General features: G+C 51.3%; 12 protein-coding genes. 5 read left to right on the top strand and 7 right to left on the bottom strand.

Annotation, left to right across the window (positions count from 1 at the left end):
• Window positions 1-7 precede the first annotated feature (7 nt).
• Window positions 8-556, bottom strand: a complete 549-nt coding sequence (locus Q4E93_RS17205; RefSeq protein WP_303587279.1) for an RNA polymerase sigma factor — start codon at window positions 554-556, stop codon at window positions 8-10.
• A gap of 93 nt (window positions 557-649) precedes the next feature.
• Between Q4E93_RS17205 and Q4E93_RS17200 the strand changes: the two genes are divergently transcribed.
• Both Q4E93_RS17200 and Q4E93_RS17195 read left to right on the top strand, forming a co-directional pair.
• Window positions 650-1,708 (top strand): class I fructose-bisphosphate aldolase, encoded by a 1,059-nt coding sequence (locus Q4E93_RS17200; RefSeq protein ID WP_303587277.1) that lies wholly within the window; start codon window positions 650-652, stop codon window positions 1,706-1,708.
• A 70-nt stretch (window positions 1,709-1,778) separates the two neighbouring features.
• Entirely contained in the window at window positions 1,779-2,393 is a 615-nt protein-coding gene (locus Q4E93_RS17195) for a hypothetical protein (protein ID WP_303587276.1), read from the top strand.
• 59 nt (window positions 2,394-2,452) lie between these two features.
• Here Q4E93_RS17195 and Q4E93_RS17190 read toward each other — a convergent pair whose 3' ends face one another.
• Window positions 2,453-3,682: a BamA/TamA family outer membrane protein gene (locus Q4E93_RS17190; RefSeq protein ID WP_303587274.1), complete on the bottom strand. Its 1,230-nt coding sequence runs from the start codon at window positions 3,680-3,682 to the stop codon at window positions 2,453-2,455.
• A 56-nt stretch (window positions 3,683-3,738) separates the two neighbouring features.
• Between Q4E93_RS17190 and Q4E93_RS17185 the strand changes: the two genes are divergently transcribed.
• Window positions 3,739-4,737, top strand: coding sequence for a YCF48-related protein (locus tag Q4E93_RS17185; RefSeq protein WP_303587272.1), 999 nt, complete (start codon window positions 3,739-3,741; stop codon window positions 4,735-4,737).
• 1 nt (window position 4,738) lies between these two features.
• Here the strand turns inward: Q4E93_RS17185 and Q4E93_RS17180 are convergent, their stop codons facing one another.
• A complete protein-coding gene (locus Q4E93_RS17180) occupies window positions 4,739-5,068 on the bottom strand; it encodes a DMT family protein (RefSeq protein ID WP_303587270.1) in 330 nt (109 codons plus the stop codon).
• A 1-nt stretch (window position 5,069) separates the two neighbouring features.
• On the bottom strand, window positions 5,070-8,591 hold the full coding sequence (smc, locus tag Q4E93_RS17175; protein ID WP_303587268.1) for a chromosome segregation protein SMC: 3,522 nt from the start codon (window positions 8,589-8,591) through the stop codon (window positions 5,070-5,072).
• Between the two features lie 223 nt (window positions 8,592-8,814).
• Between smc and Q4E93_RS17170 the strand changes: the two genes are divergently transcribed.
• Complete coding sequence (locus Q4E93_RS17170; protein WP_303587266.1) at window positions 8,815-9,651, top strand: universal stress protein; 837 nt, start codon at window positions 8,815-8,817, stop codon at window positions 9,649-9,651.
• A gap of 65 nt (window positions 9,652-9,716) precedes the next feature.
• Here the strand turns inward: Q4E93_RS17170 and Q4E93_RS17165 are convergent, their stop codons facing one another.
• The gene (locus tag Q4E93_RS17165; RefSeq protein ID WP_303587264.1) at window positions 9,717-13,649 is read right to left on the bottom strand and encodes a T9SS type A sorting domain-containing protein; all 3,933 of its coding nucleotides are present in this window, start codon (window positions 13,647-13,649) and stop codon (window positions 9,717-9,719) included.
• Window positions 13,650-13,786: 137 nt separating this feature from the next.
• On the opposite strand from Q4E93_RS17165, the gene Q4E93_RS17160 reads away from it, so the two are divergent.
• A complete protein-coding gene (locus Q4E93_RS17160) occupies window positions 13,787-14,359 on the top strand; it encodes a methyltransferase domain-containing protein (protein ID WP_303587262.1) in 573 nt (190 codons plus the stop codon).
• On the opposite strand, the gene Q4E93_RS17155 is transcribed toward Q4E93_RS17160, so the two are convergent.
• Window positions 14,352-15,398: an agmatine deiminase family protein gene (locus Q4E93_RS17155; RefSeq protein ID WP_303587260.1), complete on the bottom strand. Its 1,047-nt coding sequence runs from the start codon at window positions 15,396-15,398 to the stop codon at window positions 14,352-14,354. The two genes, Q4E93_RS17160 and Q4E93_RS17155, sit on opposite strands and share 8 nt — an antisense overlap.
• Before the next feature lie 9 nt (window positions 15,399-15,407).
• A complete protein-coding gene (locus Q4E93_RS17150) occupies window positions 15,408-16,283 on the bottom strand; it encodes a carbon-nitrogen hydrolase (RefSeq protein WP_303587258.1) in 876 nt (291 codons plus the stop codon).
• Between the last annotated feature and the right edge of the window lie 26 nt (window positions 16,284-16,309).

Genomic DNA, 16,309 nt, shown 5'->3' with positions numbered 1-16,309 from the left:
AATTTTATTACCTTTTTATAAATAAAAAAAGAAGCGTACCCAACAATCCCGCCTGCTCGATATTCTCCCGGATAGCCTTCAGGGCTGAAAGCAGGGTATTCTTAACGGTGCTGACGGAGATCTCCAGCCGGGCGGCGATCTCACCCGGCTTTAGTCCTTCTTCGCGGCTCATCTGGTATATCAGCTTCCGTTGCGGCGGGAAGGCCCCTACCGTCTCCTGCACCACATCCGCGATCCTGTGCATGTCAAGCCGGTCTGTTACATGGTCATGGACTGGGACCGTACCCTGCTGCGCCCGCATATGCACCTCCATCGTCAATTGCTTTTTCAGCCAGTTCCTGCCCGTATTGGCGGCCACACGGAAGACCCAGCTGCGGGGGCTCTCCACCCCGGCCAGCCTGTCCCTGTGCAGCCAGACCTTCAGGAAAACTTCCTGTATGATCTCGTCCGCACCGTCCCTTGTACCTATTAGTTTGACTAAGAAGGGCCTCAACATTTTACCGTACTCGGCATAGCAGTGAGTGAAGGCCACCTGATCCCCCTCGGAAATACGCACAAAAAGTTCATTTTCTATATAAGACGAATTCATTTAAATTGCCACTCCGGTCGGACTAAAAGTAATCAAAATGTAACAATTAAAATCAAAGCCATGGCATCTAAAAAAATCCTCGACATACTGGGCGACAAAGCCGCCTCCCTGCTGGACCACAAGCCCATCATCGACAAGTCCACACTCAGCGCATTCCCTTCGCCCCGCCATGTGGAAGAAATATGGACCAATTCCAATCGCAGCAACCAGGTCCTGAGAAGCCTGCAAACCCTCATCGGGCACGGCAGGCTCGCCGACACCGGCTACCTTTCTATTTTTCCGGTTGACCAGGGCATCGAACACAGTGCCGGCGCATCCTTTGCCCCCAATCCCATGTACTTCGATCCTGAAAATATTATCCGGCTGGCAGTGGAAGCAGGCTGCAATGCCGTCGCCTCCACCTTCGGCGTCCTGGGCATCATGAGCCGCAAATATGCTCATCGCATACCCTTTGTCGTAAAGATCAATCACAATGAATTCCTAAGCCTGCCTAACCGGTATGACCAAACTATGTTCGGAAAAGTAAAGGACGCCTGGAACATGGGCGCCGTATCCGTCGGCGCTACTATTTATTGGGGCAGCGCGGAAAGCACCCGCCAGCTGCAGGAAGTCTCCGAAGCATTCGAGCTGGCGCATGAGCTGGGCATGGCCACTATCCTATGGTGCTACACCCGCAACGCCGGCTTCAAAGTGGACGGCGTAGATTATCATACTTCAGCCGACCTCACAGGACAAGCCAATCACCTGGGTGTCACCATCCAGGCCGACATCATCAAACAAAAGCTGCCTACCAACAACGGCGGTTACCTGGCTACCAAACACGGCAAGATCTCCCCACTGGTGTATTCTAAACTGACCACGGACCATCCCATCGATCTCACCCGCTACCAGGTAGTGAATTGTTACAACGGCCGCGTAGGACTCATCAACAGCGGCGGAGAAAGCAAAGGCGCTTCCGATCTCACCGATGCAGTGTTTACAGCCGTTGTGAACAAGCGTGCCGGCGGAATGGGACTCATCCTGGGACGTAAAGCTTTTCAGCGCCCATTCAAGGAAGGCGTGGAAATGATCCAGTCCATACAGGATGTATACCTGGATAAGGATATTACGATCGCGTAAAGAACACTAACATCCCAATAACAACCCCAGGCCCGAAATCTGCGTACCTTTTTATATAAAAGGTATCAATATGAAAATGCTTGCAGTTGCTTCGGTATTGCTCCTCTTCCTCGGTTCCTGCTCCAACAGCAAAGTAACTTCCTCCTGGAAAGGCAGCAACGCCGCTAACCTGGCGCCCGGTAACAAGATCCTTGTTCTTGGCATCATCCGCGAGAAAGACATCCGCCTCCGCATGCAGATGGAAGGCTACCTGGTGGACGCCCTTAAAGCAAAAGGATACAACGCCGTCAGCGCCTACACACTGTACGGCCCTAAAATGTTCAGTAATAAAGAGGAAGAAGCCGTCCTGGGCCAGCTGCGCAACAGCGGCATCGACGAAGTTTTCACCATCACGCTCCTGGATAAAGCCCGTGAACGGAACTTCCAGCCCGGAGCCATGTACCCCTACTCTCCGTTCTGGGGCTATTACACCTACAACTATGGCAGAATATATAATCCCGGTTATATTTCAGTGGATACGCATTACTTCTGGGAAAGCAACCTCTACGACGTCAATAGCAAAAAGCTCCTGTATTCCGTCCAGTCGCAATCCACCAATCCTTCCTCTGCCGGATCCATGGGAAAAGATTACAGCGCTGCCATAGTAAAAAATATGACAAAAGAAGGACTATTGGCAAAAAAATAATGTTTCTGTATAGCGCGCGAGCGACGCCTATTCCACAATTTGGGTAAGAAATTACGCGATCAAAACGCTTCGCCCAATCCCATATAAAATGCTGTACGTCCTTTGCTGGTTGCTATATCCAGGGTTATATTCGTTCCTGAATGCTTGTTGAATTTCACCCGCAGGCCCGCGCCGGCAGCCGGATGCAGATAAGAGAAGCGGTCGGTTGTAGGCTCCGTCACCGCATTGACATTGGAAAAGACGACAAACCCCAACAACCCGTCACGGGTAAGGTCCCGCCGGTATTCTGCTTCGAGATAATACAGCGTTTGCCCTGTGTAATGCCCGGGATAGATCCCCCGGCCGGATTTCTGGTACGGATCCTGACCGATGGCCGGCAGGTCCAGGTAAGGGGTCTTATTGCCCAGTGAGGTCCAGAAATAGCTCCAGATAGCCAGCATATTCTGTCTTGTCTTACTGAATGGAATGTATTTGCGGGCATCCAGGTAGATGGACTGCCAGAAATCATCACTCCCCAGGAATTTTGGGTTCACCCGGTAGACAGCATTCCAGTACCACCCCGGCAGCGGATTGATGGGGTTGTTTCTCGTGTCATATAATACGTTGAAAGTCAAGCCAGAGGAAAAAGAGTTACTATGGCTTCCCGTCCCGTAGTGATAGCCTGTGAATTTTTGGAGACTGGCGGTGTCACTTTCTTCCCGGATATTGATATGGTAGTCCAGGCTGTAGCCGACGCCCACAAACATATAAGGCTTGATCTTTTTCAGGGCATTCTGGTAAAATCGGATATAAGTATAGCGGATCAACATTTTATCGCTGTCCGGCCGGTTGCCCCCCGGGCCCCACGTGTATTGCGGATAAATGGTAAGACGCAGGTCCCCGTTGTAGTTCCAGCTGTTGTTGGGCGACCAGATATTTGCATGGAAAGGGATGTTCCACTGCCCCTGAAAATTCGTACTGGGTGAAAAAGTTACGTTGGAAAGATAGGTCGTCTTGCGGGGCCCCAGGTAAAAACCCGCCGTGGTAGCCGTGATCAGGGCGGTACCACCCCCGGGTACGGAGGTTCCCAGTGGCAACAGGGAATAATAAACCCTTTTGCCCTCCACTTCGGGAGTCCGCTTGAAATGCCAATGCGTGAAATCGAGTATAACACCGATGATATCCCGCTGTCCCGAAGTATCCTTATACTTCATCGCGCTATCCGCGGGCAGGATCGACCCTGACGGGTTCTGGGCACAAAGACTAAACGAGATCAGACAAGCGCAGAAAAAGACGATTCCTTTCACCATACCTGTTAAGAATACCAATATTGTGCTATTTTTCCGGCACCAATCAGAATAATACTATGCGTACATTATTTTCCCTCGCAATATATCTCTTTATAACGCCTTTACCATCCACGCACGCCCAAAAGATCGAACTGCTCACCAGTGGGACACAAAGCTCTTTTCGGGGATTGAGTGTCGTGAGCGACCGCATTGTCTGGGTAAGCGGCAGCAACGGCGCCGTAGGCAGGTCTGTCGACGGCGGGAGCAGTTGGGATTGGATCATCGTTCCGGGCTATGAAAAAAGAGACTTCAGGGACATCGAAGCTTTCGACGAAAACACAGCCATCATCATGGCCATTGCCGAGCCGGCCAGCATCCTGAAAACCACAGACGGTGGCAAGACCTGGAAACAGGTGTATAACAATACCACTCCGGGCATGTTCCTGGATGCGATGGAATTTATGGATTCCCGGCACGGCATTGTGATCGGCGATCCGATTAAAGGAAATTTTTTCATAGTCAATACCACAGACGGAGGCAATTCCTGGAGCATGCGATCCTCACAAAGATCCATTGCAGCCGACTCAGGAGAAGCCTGCTTCGCTTCCAGCGGCACCAATATACGCTTAGTGAAAGGAAACCGTTATTTCATCAGCGGAGGCCTTCGCAGCCGCCTGTTTAAAGACGGCCAGGGGATCGACCTGCCCATCATACAGGGAACCGCCTCCACCGGAGCGAACTCAATCGCCGTACAGGATAAAGATAACCTCATCGTCGTCGGAGGAGACTTCACACATGATACATCCCGCGAAAAGAATTGCGTCCTTACCCACGACGCAGGCCGCACCTGGATCGCGCCTGCTACCCCACCCCATGGCTATCGCAGCTGCGTGGAATACTTCGATAAAGACAAGCTCATCACCTGTGGTACTTCCGGAGTGGATATCTCCACGGATGGAGGCCTCAACTGGGAGCTCATCGATCCCGGCAGCTTTCATGTCTGCAGTAGGGCGAAAAAAGGAAAGACAGTATTCCTGGCAGGGGGAGGTGGTCGGGTGGCCAGGCTGGTGCTGTGATCTATTTCTTAAACACGATCCACACCGCCGCCAGCAGGAATCCGAATGCCAGCAGGTATTTCCAGTGGAACGGCTCCTTTAAATATAACACGGCGAAGAAAGAAAACACGATCAGCGTGATCACCTCCTGCGTGATCTTCAGCTGAAAAGCGCTAAATCCATTGATCGATCCCCAGCGATTAGCCGGAACAGTGAGACAATATTCAAAGAAGGCAATCGCCCAACTGATAAGGATCGCCTTCCACAAAGCCAGTTCCTTATGATTCAAATGCCAATACCAGGCAATCGTCATAAAGACATTAGACGCAAATAGCAATAAGATCGTTCGCATATTAGTTCAAACCTCTGAAATCCACAGGCACCAGCTTGCTGACGCCCGGCTCCTGCATCGTCACCCCATATATGACGTCCACAGTGCTCATGGTCATTTTATTATGTGTAACAATGATGAACTGGGAGTTCTCGCTGAACTGACGGATCATATTGGTGAACTTGCCGACATTGGCATCGTCCAGCGGAGCATCCACCTCATCCAGGATACAAAAGGGCGCCGGCTTGATAAGATATATGGAGAATAGCAGCGCTGTGGCCGTGAGCGTCTTCTCCCCGCCGCTGAGCTGGCTGATGGAAGAAGGCCGTTTGCCTTTCGGCTTGGCGATAATATCGATACCCGTCTCAGCCAGGTTCTCAGGATTTTCCAACACCATGTCGGCCGTATCTTCTTCCGTGAACAGCGACTTGAATACCCGCTGGAAATTTTCCCGCACCTTGTTGAAAGTGTCCAGGAACTGCTGGTTGGCGGTAGCTTCCACTTCCTGGATGGTCTGCAGCAGGCTGTCCTTCGCCGTCACCAGGTCATTCTTCTGCTCCAGGATGAACTCATACCGTTTTTTCATTTCCTGGAAAGCCTCGATGGCAGTAGGGTTCACCTCTCCCAGGTTCTCCAGCCGCTTCTTCATCTTATCCGCTTTCTCCTGGAGATCCTGCACCGGGACATCCCCCGTCCGGGGTTGATCGATGATGTCGTCCAGGTTGATCCTGAACTCCACATTCAATCGTTCCTTCATCCCCGCCAGTTGCAGCTTCAACTCATTCAGGCGGTCCTTTATCTCACTCAGCGAGTGTTCCAGTTGCTCACGCTCTTTGACCTTATGGCGCAGCTCGCTTTCTTTTTCACTCAGGGCATTGCGAATGTTATAATAAGCCTGGTCGGCCTCGTTGAGTATTTTTTCGTCTTCTTCCTTCTTGCGCATTAGCTCCAGGAGGCCGGACTCGGCAATGCTCAGCAGCTCTTCACTTTCCGCAATGCTTTCCAGGGTTTGCTTCAGCTGACTGGAATTCACCTCCAGCTGGTTACGCAGGGTATCCAGCTGATTGCTCTTGAACTCCAGCTCCTGCTTCAATGCATTGATACGGCTATGCTGGCGCGTCACCTGCAAATTGAACTCGTTGTACCCCGCGGATGCGCTGTTGTAAGCTATCTCGGCGCTCCTGTATTCCTCTTCAGCCAGCTGCGATTTTTCTTTCAGCTCGTTTACCACCTTTACCAGCTCCGCCCATGCATTACGGGTGTCTTCGATGCCGGCAATCGTCTCTTCAAGGCTCAGCTGCAGCTCTTCCAACCTGTTGAGGGAGGTATGCTGCTGCGCATGCAGGTTTTCCACCTTGTTCTGCAAGGAGAAGACAAAGTTCGTGAGCCTGTTGATATCTTCCTGTGTCTGACGGATTGCCTGTTCCTTCAATTGCTCGTTAAAGCTGATGACCTCGTTATGCTTTTCCTGGATGGCGGTCTTCAGGTCGTTTACCACGGATTCCAGGCTGCGAACCTCCTCGTTCAATTTTGCCAGGTTTTTGGCACGGCCGATCTTTTTCCCTTCGAACAGACCAACGCTGCCGCCCGTGAGAGAGTATTTGCCCTTTACATATTTACCGGTTTTTTCCAGGACGACGGAACCATTGCTGTTCGTCAACGCTTCATCGCTTTCCGCAATGTATACATTGCCCAGCAGGTGTTCGGCCAGCTTACGGTGGCTCTCATCTACTTCGATGACATTCATCGCAGGGATCATGCCCGCCGCCTGATGGCTTTCGACAGGAGGCTGGCTGGCTATCTTATCCAGCAGAAAGAAGTTGGCCTTACCCTTTTTCTTCTCGTCCAGCAGGTGTACCGCCTCCATACCTTCCTGGAGATTATTCACTACATAATAGTTCAGGTAAGGCTCCAGCACATTTTCCACAGCGGCCCTGAACTCTTCTTTTACATAAATGATATCGGAAAGAATGGGCGCCCCATGATTCCAGGCCGGGTTTTTATGCAGAAATTTTATGCTTTCCGGATATCCCTCCATCGAGTCGATGAGACTCTTTAACAAGTCATGTTCATTCTTCCTGGAGTCCAGCTTACGTCCTTCATCAGCCAGCCGCTGCCGCAGATGCTCCAGCTGCCCTTGAGCCTGAAGGATATTCTCTTTGGTCCTTTCATGATGATCCTGCAGCTGCCTGAGGTCGGACTGCCTGGATTCCAGGTCCTGCTCCTTCATCAGCCGCTCCTCTTCCAGCTGTTTCAGCTGACTGTCCCGCACCATTCTTTCCTCCTCCAGCTGACGGATGCTGCGTTGCAGGTTCTGTATGGAAGTGTCCGCCACTGCGACTTTTTTCTCCGCCTCGAACTGGTCCCGCTGGATCTGCGCATTTTCCCTGCGAAGTGCGTCCACACCAACACGCTTTTCATCGAATACCTGACGGGTCTCATCGACGGAGTCCTTCAAAGATTCCAGCTGCTCCTGGAGACCGGACAGCTTATTCTCTTCCTCTCCCACCTGCTGACGGGTGAATACGATGCTTTCATCAAGGCCTTTTAGCTGACCCTCTCCTTTCAGAAGGAATTCCTGGAGACTGCTCTCCTTTTCCTTCAGGAAGTTAAGGCGCTGGGAAGAGAGGTTCTTTTCGTTTTCTTTGGTACGCAGGTGCTGGACGAGATCGTTGAACTCGTGCTGCATGGATTGGAGGGCCCTCTCCTTTTCGATAAAGCCTACCTTCTCCTGCTCGATACCGGCCTCCTCCTGCGCAATGATCGCTTCCAGCCGCACCTTTTTATCCGTCTCGCTGTCCGCTTGCTCGTTCAGCTCGCGATAAGTCAGGTTGAATCCTTCCAGTGCCGCTTTTGCCAGCTCGATGCTCAGCTCGCGGTACTCCTTCTTGATCTCGTAATATTTTTCCGCTTTTTTGGCCTGGTTCTCCAGGCTTTTCAGCTGGTTGTTTATTTCGAACAGCAGGTCCTCGATACGGGCAAGGTCCTGCTCGGTGGCGTCCAGCTTCGAACGCGCCTCTTTTTTCCGGGTCTTGTAAATAGTGACGCCGGCAGCCTGTTCAAGCATACGACGACGGCTGTTCTCCTTGTCCTTGATGATATCGTCCACCATTCCCAGCTCGATGATAGCATAGCTGTCCGTGCTGACGCCCGTATCCATAAAAAGGTTCTGAATGTCCTTCAGACGGCAGGAAACATCATTCAAACGATACTCGCTTTCCCCGCTCTTGTAGAATTTGCGGGTGACAGTCACTGTATTGAATTCTGTAGGGAGGAGGTTCTTGGTATTCTCAAAAGTAAGGCTCACCTCGGCCAGTCCGGAAGCCGACCGGGTCTTGCTGCCGTTGAAAACCAGGCTTTCCAGGTTCTCGGAGCGAAGATGGCTGATCTTCTGCTCTCCGATGACCCACCGGATGCTGTCGATGATATTGCTCTTTCCGCAGCCATTGGGGCCGATGATGCCCGTGATGCCTTCGTCAAAACTAACGACAGTCTTGTCGGCAAAACTTTTAAATCCTTTAATTTCCAGGCTCTTTAATCGCACAATTCTATTATTTATTTGAGGTAACCAATTGCCCGCGGGAGAACACTTTTCCCATTTAGGCAGACGGCAAACCTACACTAAAAGTCTTAATTCTCCTTTACCCTGTTGAAAAGTGGTGAATAACAATTTTGGGGAGTATTTATACTAAATCCTAAACTGTAAAAGCAGGAATTTTATATATTTACCGGGCTTTCGCCATGGCTAAAGCACAAACCATCTACATATGAATAATTTTCTTGTCCCCGTCGATTTTTCCGAAACTTCCAGGAACGCAGCCCGGTACGCGGCGCATATCTCTACGCTGGTCCCGGACGCACATCTGATCCTCTATAATGTTTTTGACTCCCTGGAATACGGTTCTGACAGCAGTCCCCTTGGCACCGACGAAGAGGAAGACGCAGGCCGGCATAAGATCATGGAGCTGGCGCTGGAGAGCGTGAAAAGAGAGATCACCGCCATCACGAGCGCCCGCATCTCCCTCGTGGCCGAGGAAAGCAATCGTTTCCTGGACACCCTGGAGAAATATGTACTAAAGAACAATATACAGCTCATCGTCATGGGGATCACGGGCTCCACCCGCCTGGGCCAGATCTTCATGGGCAGCAATACCCTCAATCTCGTCAAAAGGGGTATCGCGCCCGTCATCATCGTCCCGCCCCATGCAACTTCGGAGTCGGCCAAGAATGTCATGCTGCTCACAGACTTCAAAGACATCGAAAATACCATTCCCCTGGATACCGTGAAGTCCGTTCTTGACCTGTTCAGGCCCCGCCTGCACATCGTCAATGTGGACCATGAACATTATGTCCAGGTGACGGAAGAATACAAGACGGAAAGAGGCAAGCTGGAGACCATGCTGAAAGATTATCAGCCTGAGTTCTATTTCATCAGGCTCTTCGACTTTATGGAAGCCATCAACCAGTTCGTGCTGGACAATAAGATCGACCTGATCCTCACTTTCCCCAGAAAACATTCCTTTTTATCGAATATCTTCAAGACGACGAATACCACACAGCTGGCCTATCATAGCCATGTGCCGATCGTTGCCATACAATCTTAAAATAGAAGCTTAAAATAGAAGCGCCGGGCAAGCCCGGCGCTCATTCATGAACAGGTGTTAATAGCTTATTTGAATTGTATCTTATAGGTATTGTTCGCTCCCATCGTCGTATTCAGCACTTTCAGGATATAAATGCCTTTCGGTACGGCCCCATCCCGGTGATATTGCAATAGGCCGGCCGCACCGTTCACCTGCCGGGTAAAGATGGGTTGCCCCACCACATTGTAGAGCGCCACCGTATAACTATGGCTCGACTCTCCCTGAATTCTGATGTTCAGCAGCTTATCGACCGGGTTTGGATAAGCAGACACCAGGGGACCACTTCCTTCTCCCAGTGATACGACATTCGTATAACTCTCTCCGCCGCCATTATACAGGATATGCAGACGGTACAGATTGTTGCCCGGCCCGGGGACGTGATCCATAAAACTATAGGTATCGTCAGCCTGTGAAACGCGCGCAGGTATATGACCGACGGGCATGTACACCGCATTGACATCATTGGTACGCTGCAGCTCGAAGCTCCTGATGCCGCTGGCCACCGGCACCGTCCAGCTCAGCTGGTTGCCGCCAGACTGCTGCCTGCCTTCAAGAACAATACTGGTTGGCAAAATGGTCCCGCACGTCCCGGTAAGCCTGAAGTAAGATATCTTGGTAAGACATCCTGAATTAACGGAAGTCTTAGCCACATATAGCCCGGTATCGGCATATCGTACATTCGCAATAGCATAAGTCGGCGCGCCGGAAGCCACCTGGACGCTGTCCCCCGTTTTTGACTTCTTGTACCAGGTGTAGGTGGCATTGGGAAGCGCGTCTGTTGACAAAGTGGTAGCCTGGTTGATACAGTCGGAAGAAGCGGTGACGATGGTATTGGCCAGCGGCAGGATACTGACGTCATTCAAGGCCGAGTTTCCGCAGGCATCGACAGCCCGCAGGCGGATCAGGTTGTACTTCGTATTGTTATTGATATTGAAGATCGGGCTGCTCTGCGGAGGCGCTACGACGCTGGGGGTCGAAGGACTGCTGGCGATGATCTCATACTTATAAGGTGCAATGCCGCCTGAAACTGAAGCCCCTACACTAAAGCTGCTGTTGTCACACTGATAAGCGGACGATTTCGCAAGACTCGGGAATGCATATTTCGGAATGACCATGGTGTCATTGACAAAAGTGGTACAGCCTGAGAAAGTGTAGGTCAGGACATAAGTGGCCGCATCAAGGTTGCTGAAAGTATAGCTGCTGCCGGATTTAAAGGAATAGCTGATGGCAGCCGGTGCAAAATCCTTCTGCGTAATGGTCACATTCAGATTGGAAAGATTGCTGGTTGCCGTAACGACCAGGTTGCCCGAGCCATCCGCCTTGAGGCTGGAAGGACATTGGGGCGTGACCGCATAGGAAAAGGTCACATCGCTCGGTTTGGCGGCAACAGTAATAGTATCCGGACGCCCGCAGAGACCCGAAACAACTACTTTATATTTCAGGGCTGCGCCCAGCGATGACAGACCCGTAATGGAGGTCGTCGTACCGCTGAAGCTGGCGGTTTCCAGCAGATGAAAGGCTGAGTCATAGACATTCACCTGGTAAGGGCCGGTGCCTGCCATCACCTTGATGGCGATATCCGTCGAATCCACCGTACAGGAAGGTGTCGCTGTTGCATTTGCATCTATGGCGATAGGCGCCTGCGTAAAACATCTTTGAATGGTGGTATCTCCACACGCATTGGTGATGAAAATACAGTAGGACCCATAGCTGATCGTATTGAATACGCCGGTGGAATTGCTGGCGATCGCCGTTCCCGCATTATCCTTCAGGACATACAGCGCACCGGCAAGATTGGTCTGCCCCGTGACTGTCGCCGTGAACGAACTACAGGTCTGCTTGCTGAACGTCAGTGCCGCATCCACGTATGCTACTGGTTTGGGCGCATTGAAAGGAGAAGTAAAGACCTTACCCGTACAGCCATCCGTCGTTTTGATCGTATAGCTGCCGTACCCCGTGACCGTAAACACACCTGTACTGTTACAGGCGCCCACCTGGTTGCCCTGCTGGTTGAACAGACAGTACTGGGGCGTATATAGATTTTGCTGATTGGTAACAGTGGCTTTGAAAGTGCTGCAGCTCAGGTTGTTCACTGTTACAGGCCCTACGGAAGGCACAGGTGCGGCCGTAGTAATACAATTGGTGAATACGCCATTCGTACACCCGTCGGTCACCTTCACACATACTTTCCCATAAGGCACATTGGTAAACACGCCCGTCGTATTACATGCTATCTGGTTGCCATTCGCGTCCAGCAGGCAATATTGCCCATTGTAAATGTTTTTCTGGCCTGACACCGTTACCGTATAGCCATTACAACCCAACGCGCTGACATTGAGACCGCCGCCGCTGGGAGCCGGTTTGGTCATATTGATACAACGGGTAATGGTCGTGTCGTTACAGGCGTCAGTGACCTTTATACAATAGTTTCCATAAGGCAGGTTGGTGAATACGCCTGTCGAGTTACACGCCACTTTCTGTCCCGCATTATCATACAGGCAATATTGCGGGGTCGTCATGTTCGTGGCGCCCCCAAGGATAGCTGTAAAAGTGCTGCAAGTGGTATTGTTGGTCGTGATCGTACTGCTCACCGACCGCACCGGCTTGGTGCCATTGACATCTACCATTCGGATGATGCCGAGACAACCGTCCGTCACCCTTATCTTGTAACTGCCATATGGAAGATTGTTGAATACCCCCGTCGCGTTACAAGGCTGCCCTGCCACAGCACCGCCACTGGCATTCAATAGACAGTACTGCGGATTGGTCAGGTTCTTCTTGCCCGTGACAGTGGCCGTGAACGTTGTACACGTGAAATTGGAGGTCGAACTGGTGGCATCCACAGCAGGGTATGCCCTGGGCTGCTGAAAGCACCGGCTGAAGGTCGTGTCGTAGCAGACATTCTTTATTTTTATGCAATAGAAGCCGTCATACGCCAGTCCGCTGAACGTCCCGGTAGTGTTACAAGCCTGACCGGGAATAGGATTGCCGCTGGCATCCACCAGGCAATACTGGGGACTGTTCAAATTCGTCTGTCCCGTGATGGAAGCCGTATAGGTAGTACAATTTTGCCCCGAAATAACGACGTTGGCATCCACCGATGGGATCACCGTATTCCTCCAGCTCTTGGATTGCACCTGTCCGCACTTGTCCTTTGCTATCAGCTGTATGTTCCGGGCATCGCCAAGCGCAAAAGGGAACGAGGAGGTGTTGGACCACACCGTATCCCCGGGACTGCGCACCACGCCGTATTTAAAGCCATTGAAAGCCGTTCCCGAAGCATTGGTATTCCCCTTGCTGTCAGTGAGACTGATCTGGGCATTATAGTTCTGGCAGCTGGATAATGTGACAGTGGCGGCAGAAATAGACCAGGTATAATTTTGTATGCTTACCGTTCGTGTCTGGATGCTGCCGCAGCTGTCCGTCATCTGAACGGAGTAAGTGCCCGGCGTAAGACCGGAAAAGCTTCCGGTGCTATTAGTGGTTCCTACCCCCGAAGGCGAAGGCGCCACGATCTTGTATACAAAAGGCGTACGGCCATTCAGCACGCCGGTGACCGTAATAGTCCCGTCTGTACCATTGTTACACGTGACATCCGTCTGCGTAAGTCCAAATTTGGGTTGCACATACGTTCCGGGAATAACAACATTGGTTAAGGTGGTCTCGCAATTCGTAACAATATCCCTGACGGTCAATGTGTAGGTTCCCGGTTGTAAGCCTGTAATAATATTTGAGGAGGTGTAATCTACCGTTGTCGGACCGGCCATCTTGTAATTGTAGGTACCGGAGCCGCCGGAGGGAGTCACTTTAAGCGAACCTGTAGCCGTACATCGTGATTCCGCCGCTGTGTAAGTGGCCTTCAGTTCACGGCAGTTCTGCGATAGACCTGTTCCCTGGAAGCCTGCCATCAGCAGTACCAGCATCGCGACTACCCGAAACGGGTGGGTTCTTGAGCTCATAGGGTCTGTTTTCTTAGGTATGGATTACGGACTTGTCCTAATGGACACCACAAATCTTTAAAAAAAATCGTTAAAAAACGAATGTTTTTACATTTTTTTACAAAAAACTAACTACAACCCTTATAAAAAAGTAGTGTATGTCCAACGCTTTTTACTGGGATCAACAATATTTAAAGGGTGAGCCCCCCTGGGATATGCACCAGGTTTCTCCACCCCTGCAAACCTATTTCGATCATTTACAAGATAATACACTTAACGTATTAATACCAGGCTGTGGCAATGGCTATGAGGCCGGCTATCTGTTGGACAGGGGATTTACTTCCATCACCCTTATAGATATCTCCGAAGTGTTAATGGAGCGGCTGAAGGATAGGTTTGGGCGCCGCCTCACCCTCATAATAGGTGATTTCTTCGATCTCTCCGGGGAATATGACCTCATCGTGGAGCAAACCTTCTTTTGCGCCCTCACCCCTTCCCTCCGGCAGAACTATATAGAAAAGATGTATAGCCTCCTCAGGCCAGGCGGCAAGCTGGCAGGACTCCTGTTCGACAGGGATTTTCCGGATGGACCGCCATTTGGCGGCAGCCGGGAGGAATATCAAAGATTGCTGGAAAAAAGATTTAAAGTGCTTACCCTGGCGCCCTGCCTTAACTCCATCAAACCCCGCATGGGTACAGAATTATTCTTCATTGCGGAAAAACCTATATAGCAGGCTCCTGCTGGCTCAGGCAATGGAAGCTGCCCAGTCCCCAGATGATCTCCGTGGAATCGATGCCCACCACCCTTCTGTCAGGGAAACAGCTTTCGATGATCTGCAACGCCTTCGCATCACGGTTGCATCGGAAAGTAGGGACGATCACCGCGTCATTGGCAATGTAAAAATTAGCGTAAGAGGCCGGCAGGCGCTGGTCCTCGTAAACGACGCCCTCCGGCATCGGGAGCTCGGCTATATTCAGTTGCCGTCCATTGGAAAGTCGCATTTTCTTCAGGTCAGCCAGGTTATCCTGCAGTAGTGAATAGTTCTCGTCCTGCTTGTTCTCCTCTATCACGGTGATGACGGTGTCTTCATTGACAAACCGGACCGTATCATCGATATGCCCGTCCGTATCATCTCCCACAATTCCTTCCTTTACCCACAACACCTGGTCCACTCCGTAATAATTGACCAGAAAGGTCTCCACCTGCCCACGGGTGAGATGGGCATTCCGGTTCTTATTCAGGAGACAGCAGGTGGAAGTGATCACCGTGCCCTTGCCATTAAAGTCCACAGAACCACCTTCCATGATAATGCCGGGATGAAATACGGGAAGATTCAATGCCTTTCCAATAAGCGTAGGAATGACATCGTCCAGGTCGAAAGGAGGATACTTATTGCCCCATGCATTATAATCCCAATCCACGATGACCTTTTTCTGTTCGGCGTTCGGATTGATCAGGAAGGCAGGACCATGATCCCTGCACCAGGCATCATTCGTTGGGTGAAAATAGAACCTGATCCGGCTGAGGTCCACCCCCGCCTGTTCCAGGCACCCCACCGCAAACGCTTTCATCGCTTCATCCCGTACATTGATGCAGACATCCTCTCCTTTTACCAGCTCCTTTATAAAAAGGCTGTAATAAGGATAGATCGTATGGATCTTTCCCGGCCAGGAAGCTTCTTTATGGGGCCAGCTGAGCCAGGTGGCCGCGTGGGGATGAAATTCTGCGGGAAAATAGTAGCCAAGTTCTCTGGGCGTGGTGCTCGTCATAGCGAATGCTTAATCCTGGTCGATATATCTTTGAGTGATGGGTTGGTAGGAGTCGATCCGCCTGTCCCTCATAAAGGGCCAGTGGGTGCGATAGCGGTCGGTGGCTGCCGTGTCGATCTCGACGACAGTCGTCTCCTCCTTATCATGGGAGGCCTGGTACAACAAGGTCCCGAAAGGATTGGCCACAAACGAGCCGCCCCAGAACTTCATCGCGCCATTCTGCTCGAAGCCTACCCTGTTCACGCTGACCACATGCACCCCATTGGCAACGGCATGGCTGCGTTGCATGGTCTGCCAGGCATTGTATTGCTCCGTATTGGTGGCCTCATCCTGGACGGTGGCCCAGCCGATGGCGGTGGGATAAAAAAGGACTTCGGCGCCCATCAGGGCGGTGATACGGGACGCTTCGGGATACCACTGATCCCAGCAGATCAATACGCCGATGCTGGCATATTTGGTCCTGAAGATCTTATATCCCAGATCGCCCGGGGTAAAATAGAATTTTTCGTAATAGGCAGGATCGTCGGGAATATGCATTTTGCGGTATTTCCCCAGGTAAGCGCCGTCTGCGTCCAATACTGCCGTGGTATTGTGATAGAGGCCCTGCGCCCGCTTTTCAAACAGGGAAGCAATGATGACTACTTTCAGCTCGGCAGCCAGCTTGCCTAACGCTTCGGTGGAAGGACCAGGAATAGCTTCCGCCAGCTTGAAATTTTCATAATCCTCCACATCACAGAAATAGAGGGAGGTGAATAGCTCCTGGAGGCAAACGATCTGTGCTCCTTTAGCAGCCGCAGACCTCACCTCCTTGATGGCCTTCTGCAGATTAGCTTCCTTGTCGGAAGTACAGCTCATCTGGACAAGGCCTATTTTAACCTTAGACATAGTGCTTAAAAATAAACCGCGAAGTT

Source organism: Flavitalea plasmicola (assembly GCF_030546645.1).
GTDB lineage: Bacteria > Bacteroidota > Bacteroidia > Chitinophagales > Chitinophagaceae > Puia.
The sequence above is the reverse complement of the archived record's forward strand: the minus strand, read 5'-3'. Positions and strand labels throughout refer to the sequence as shown.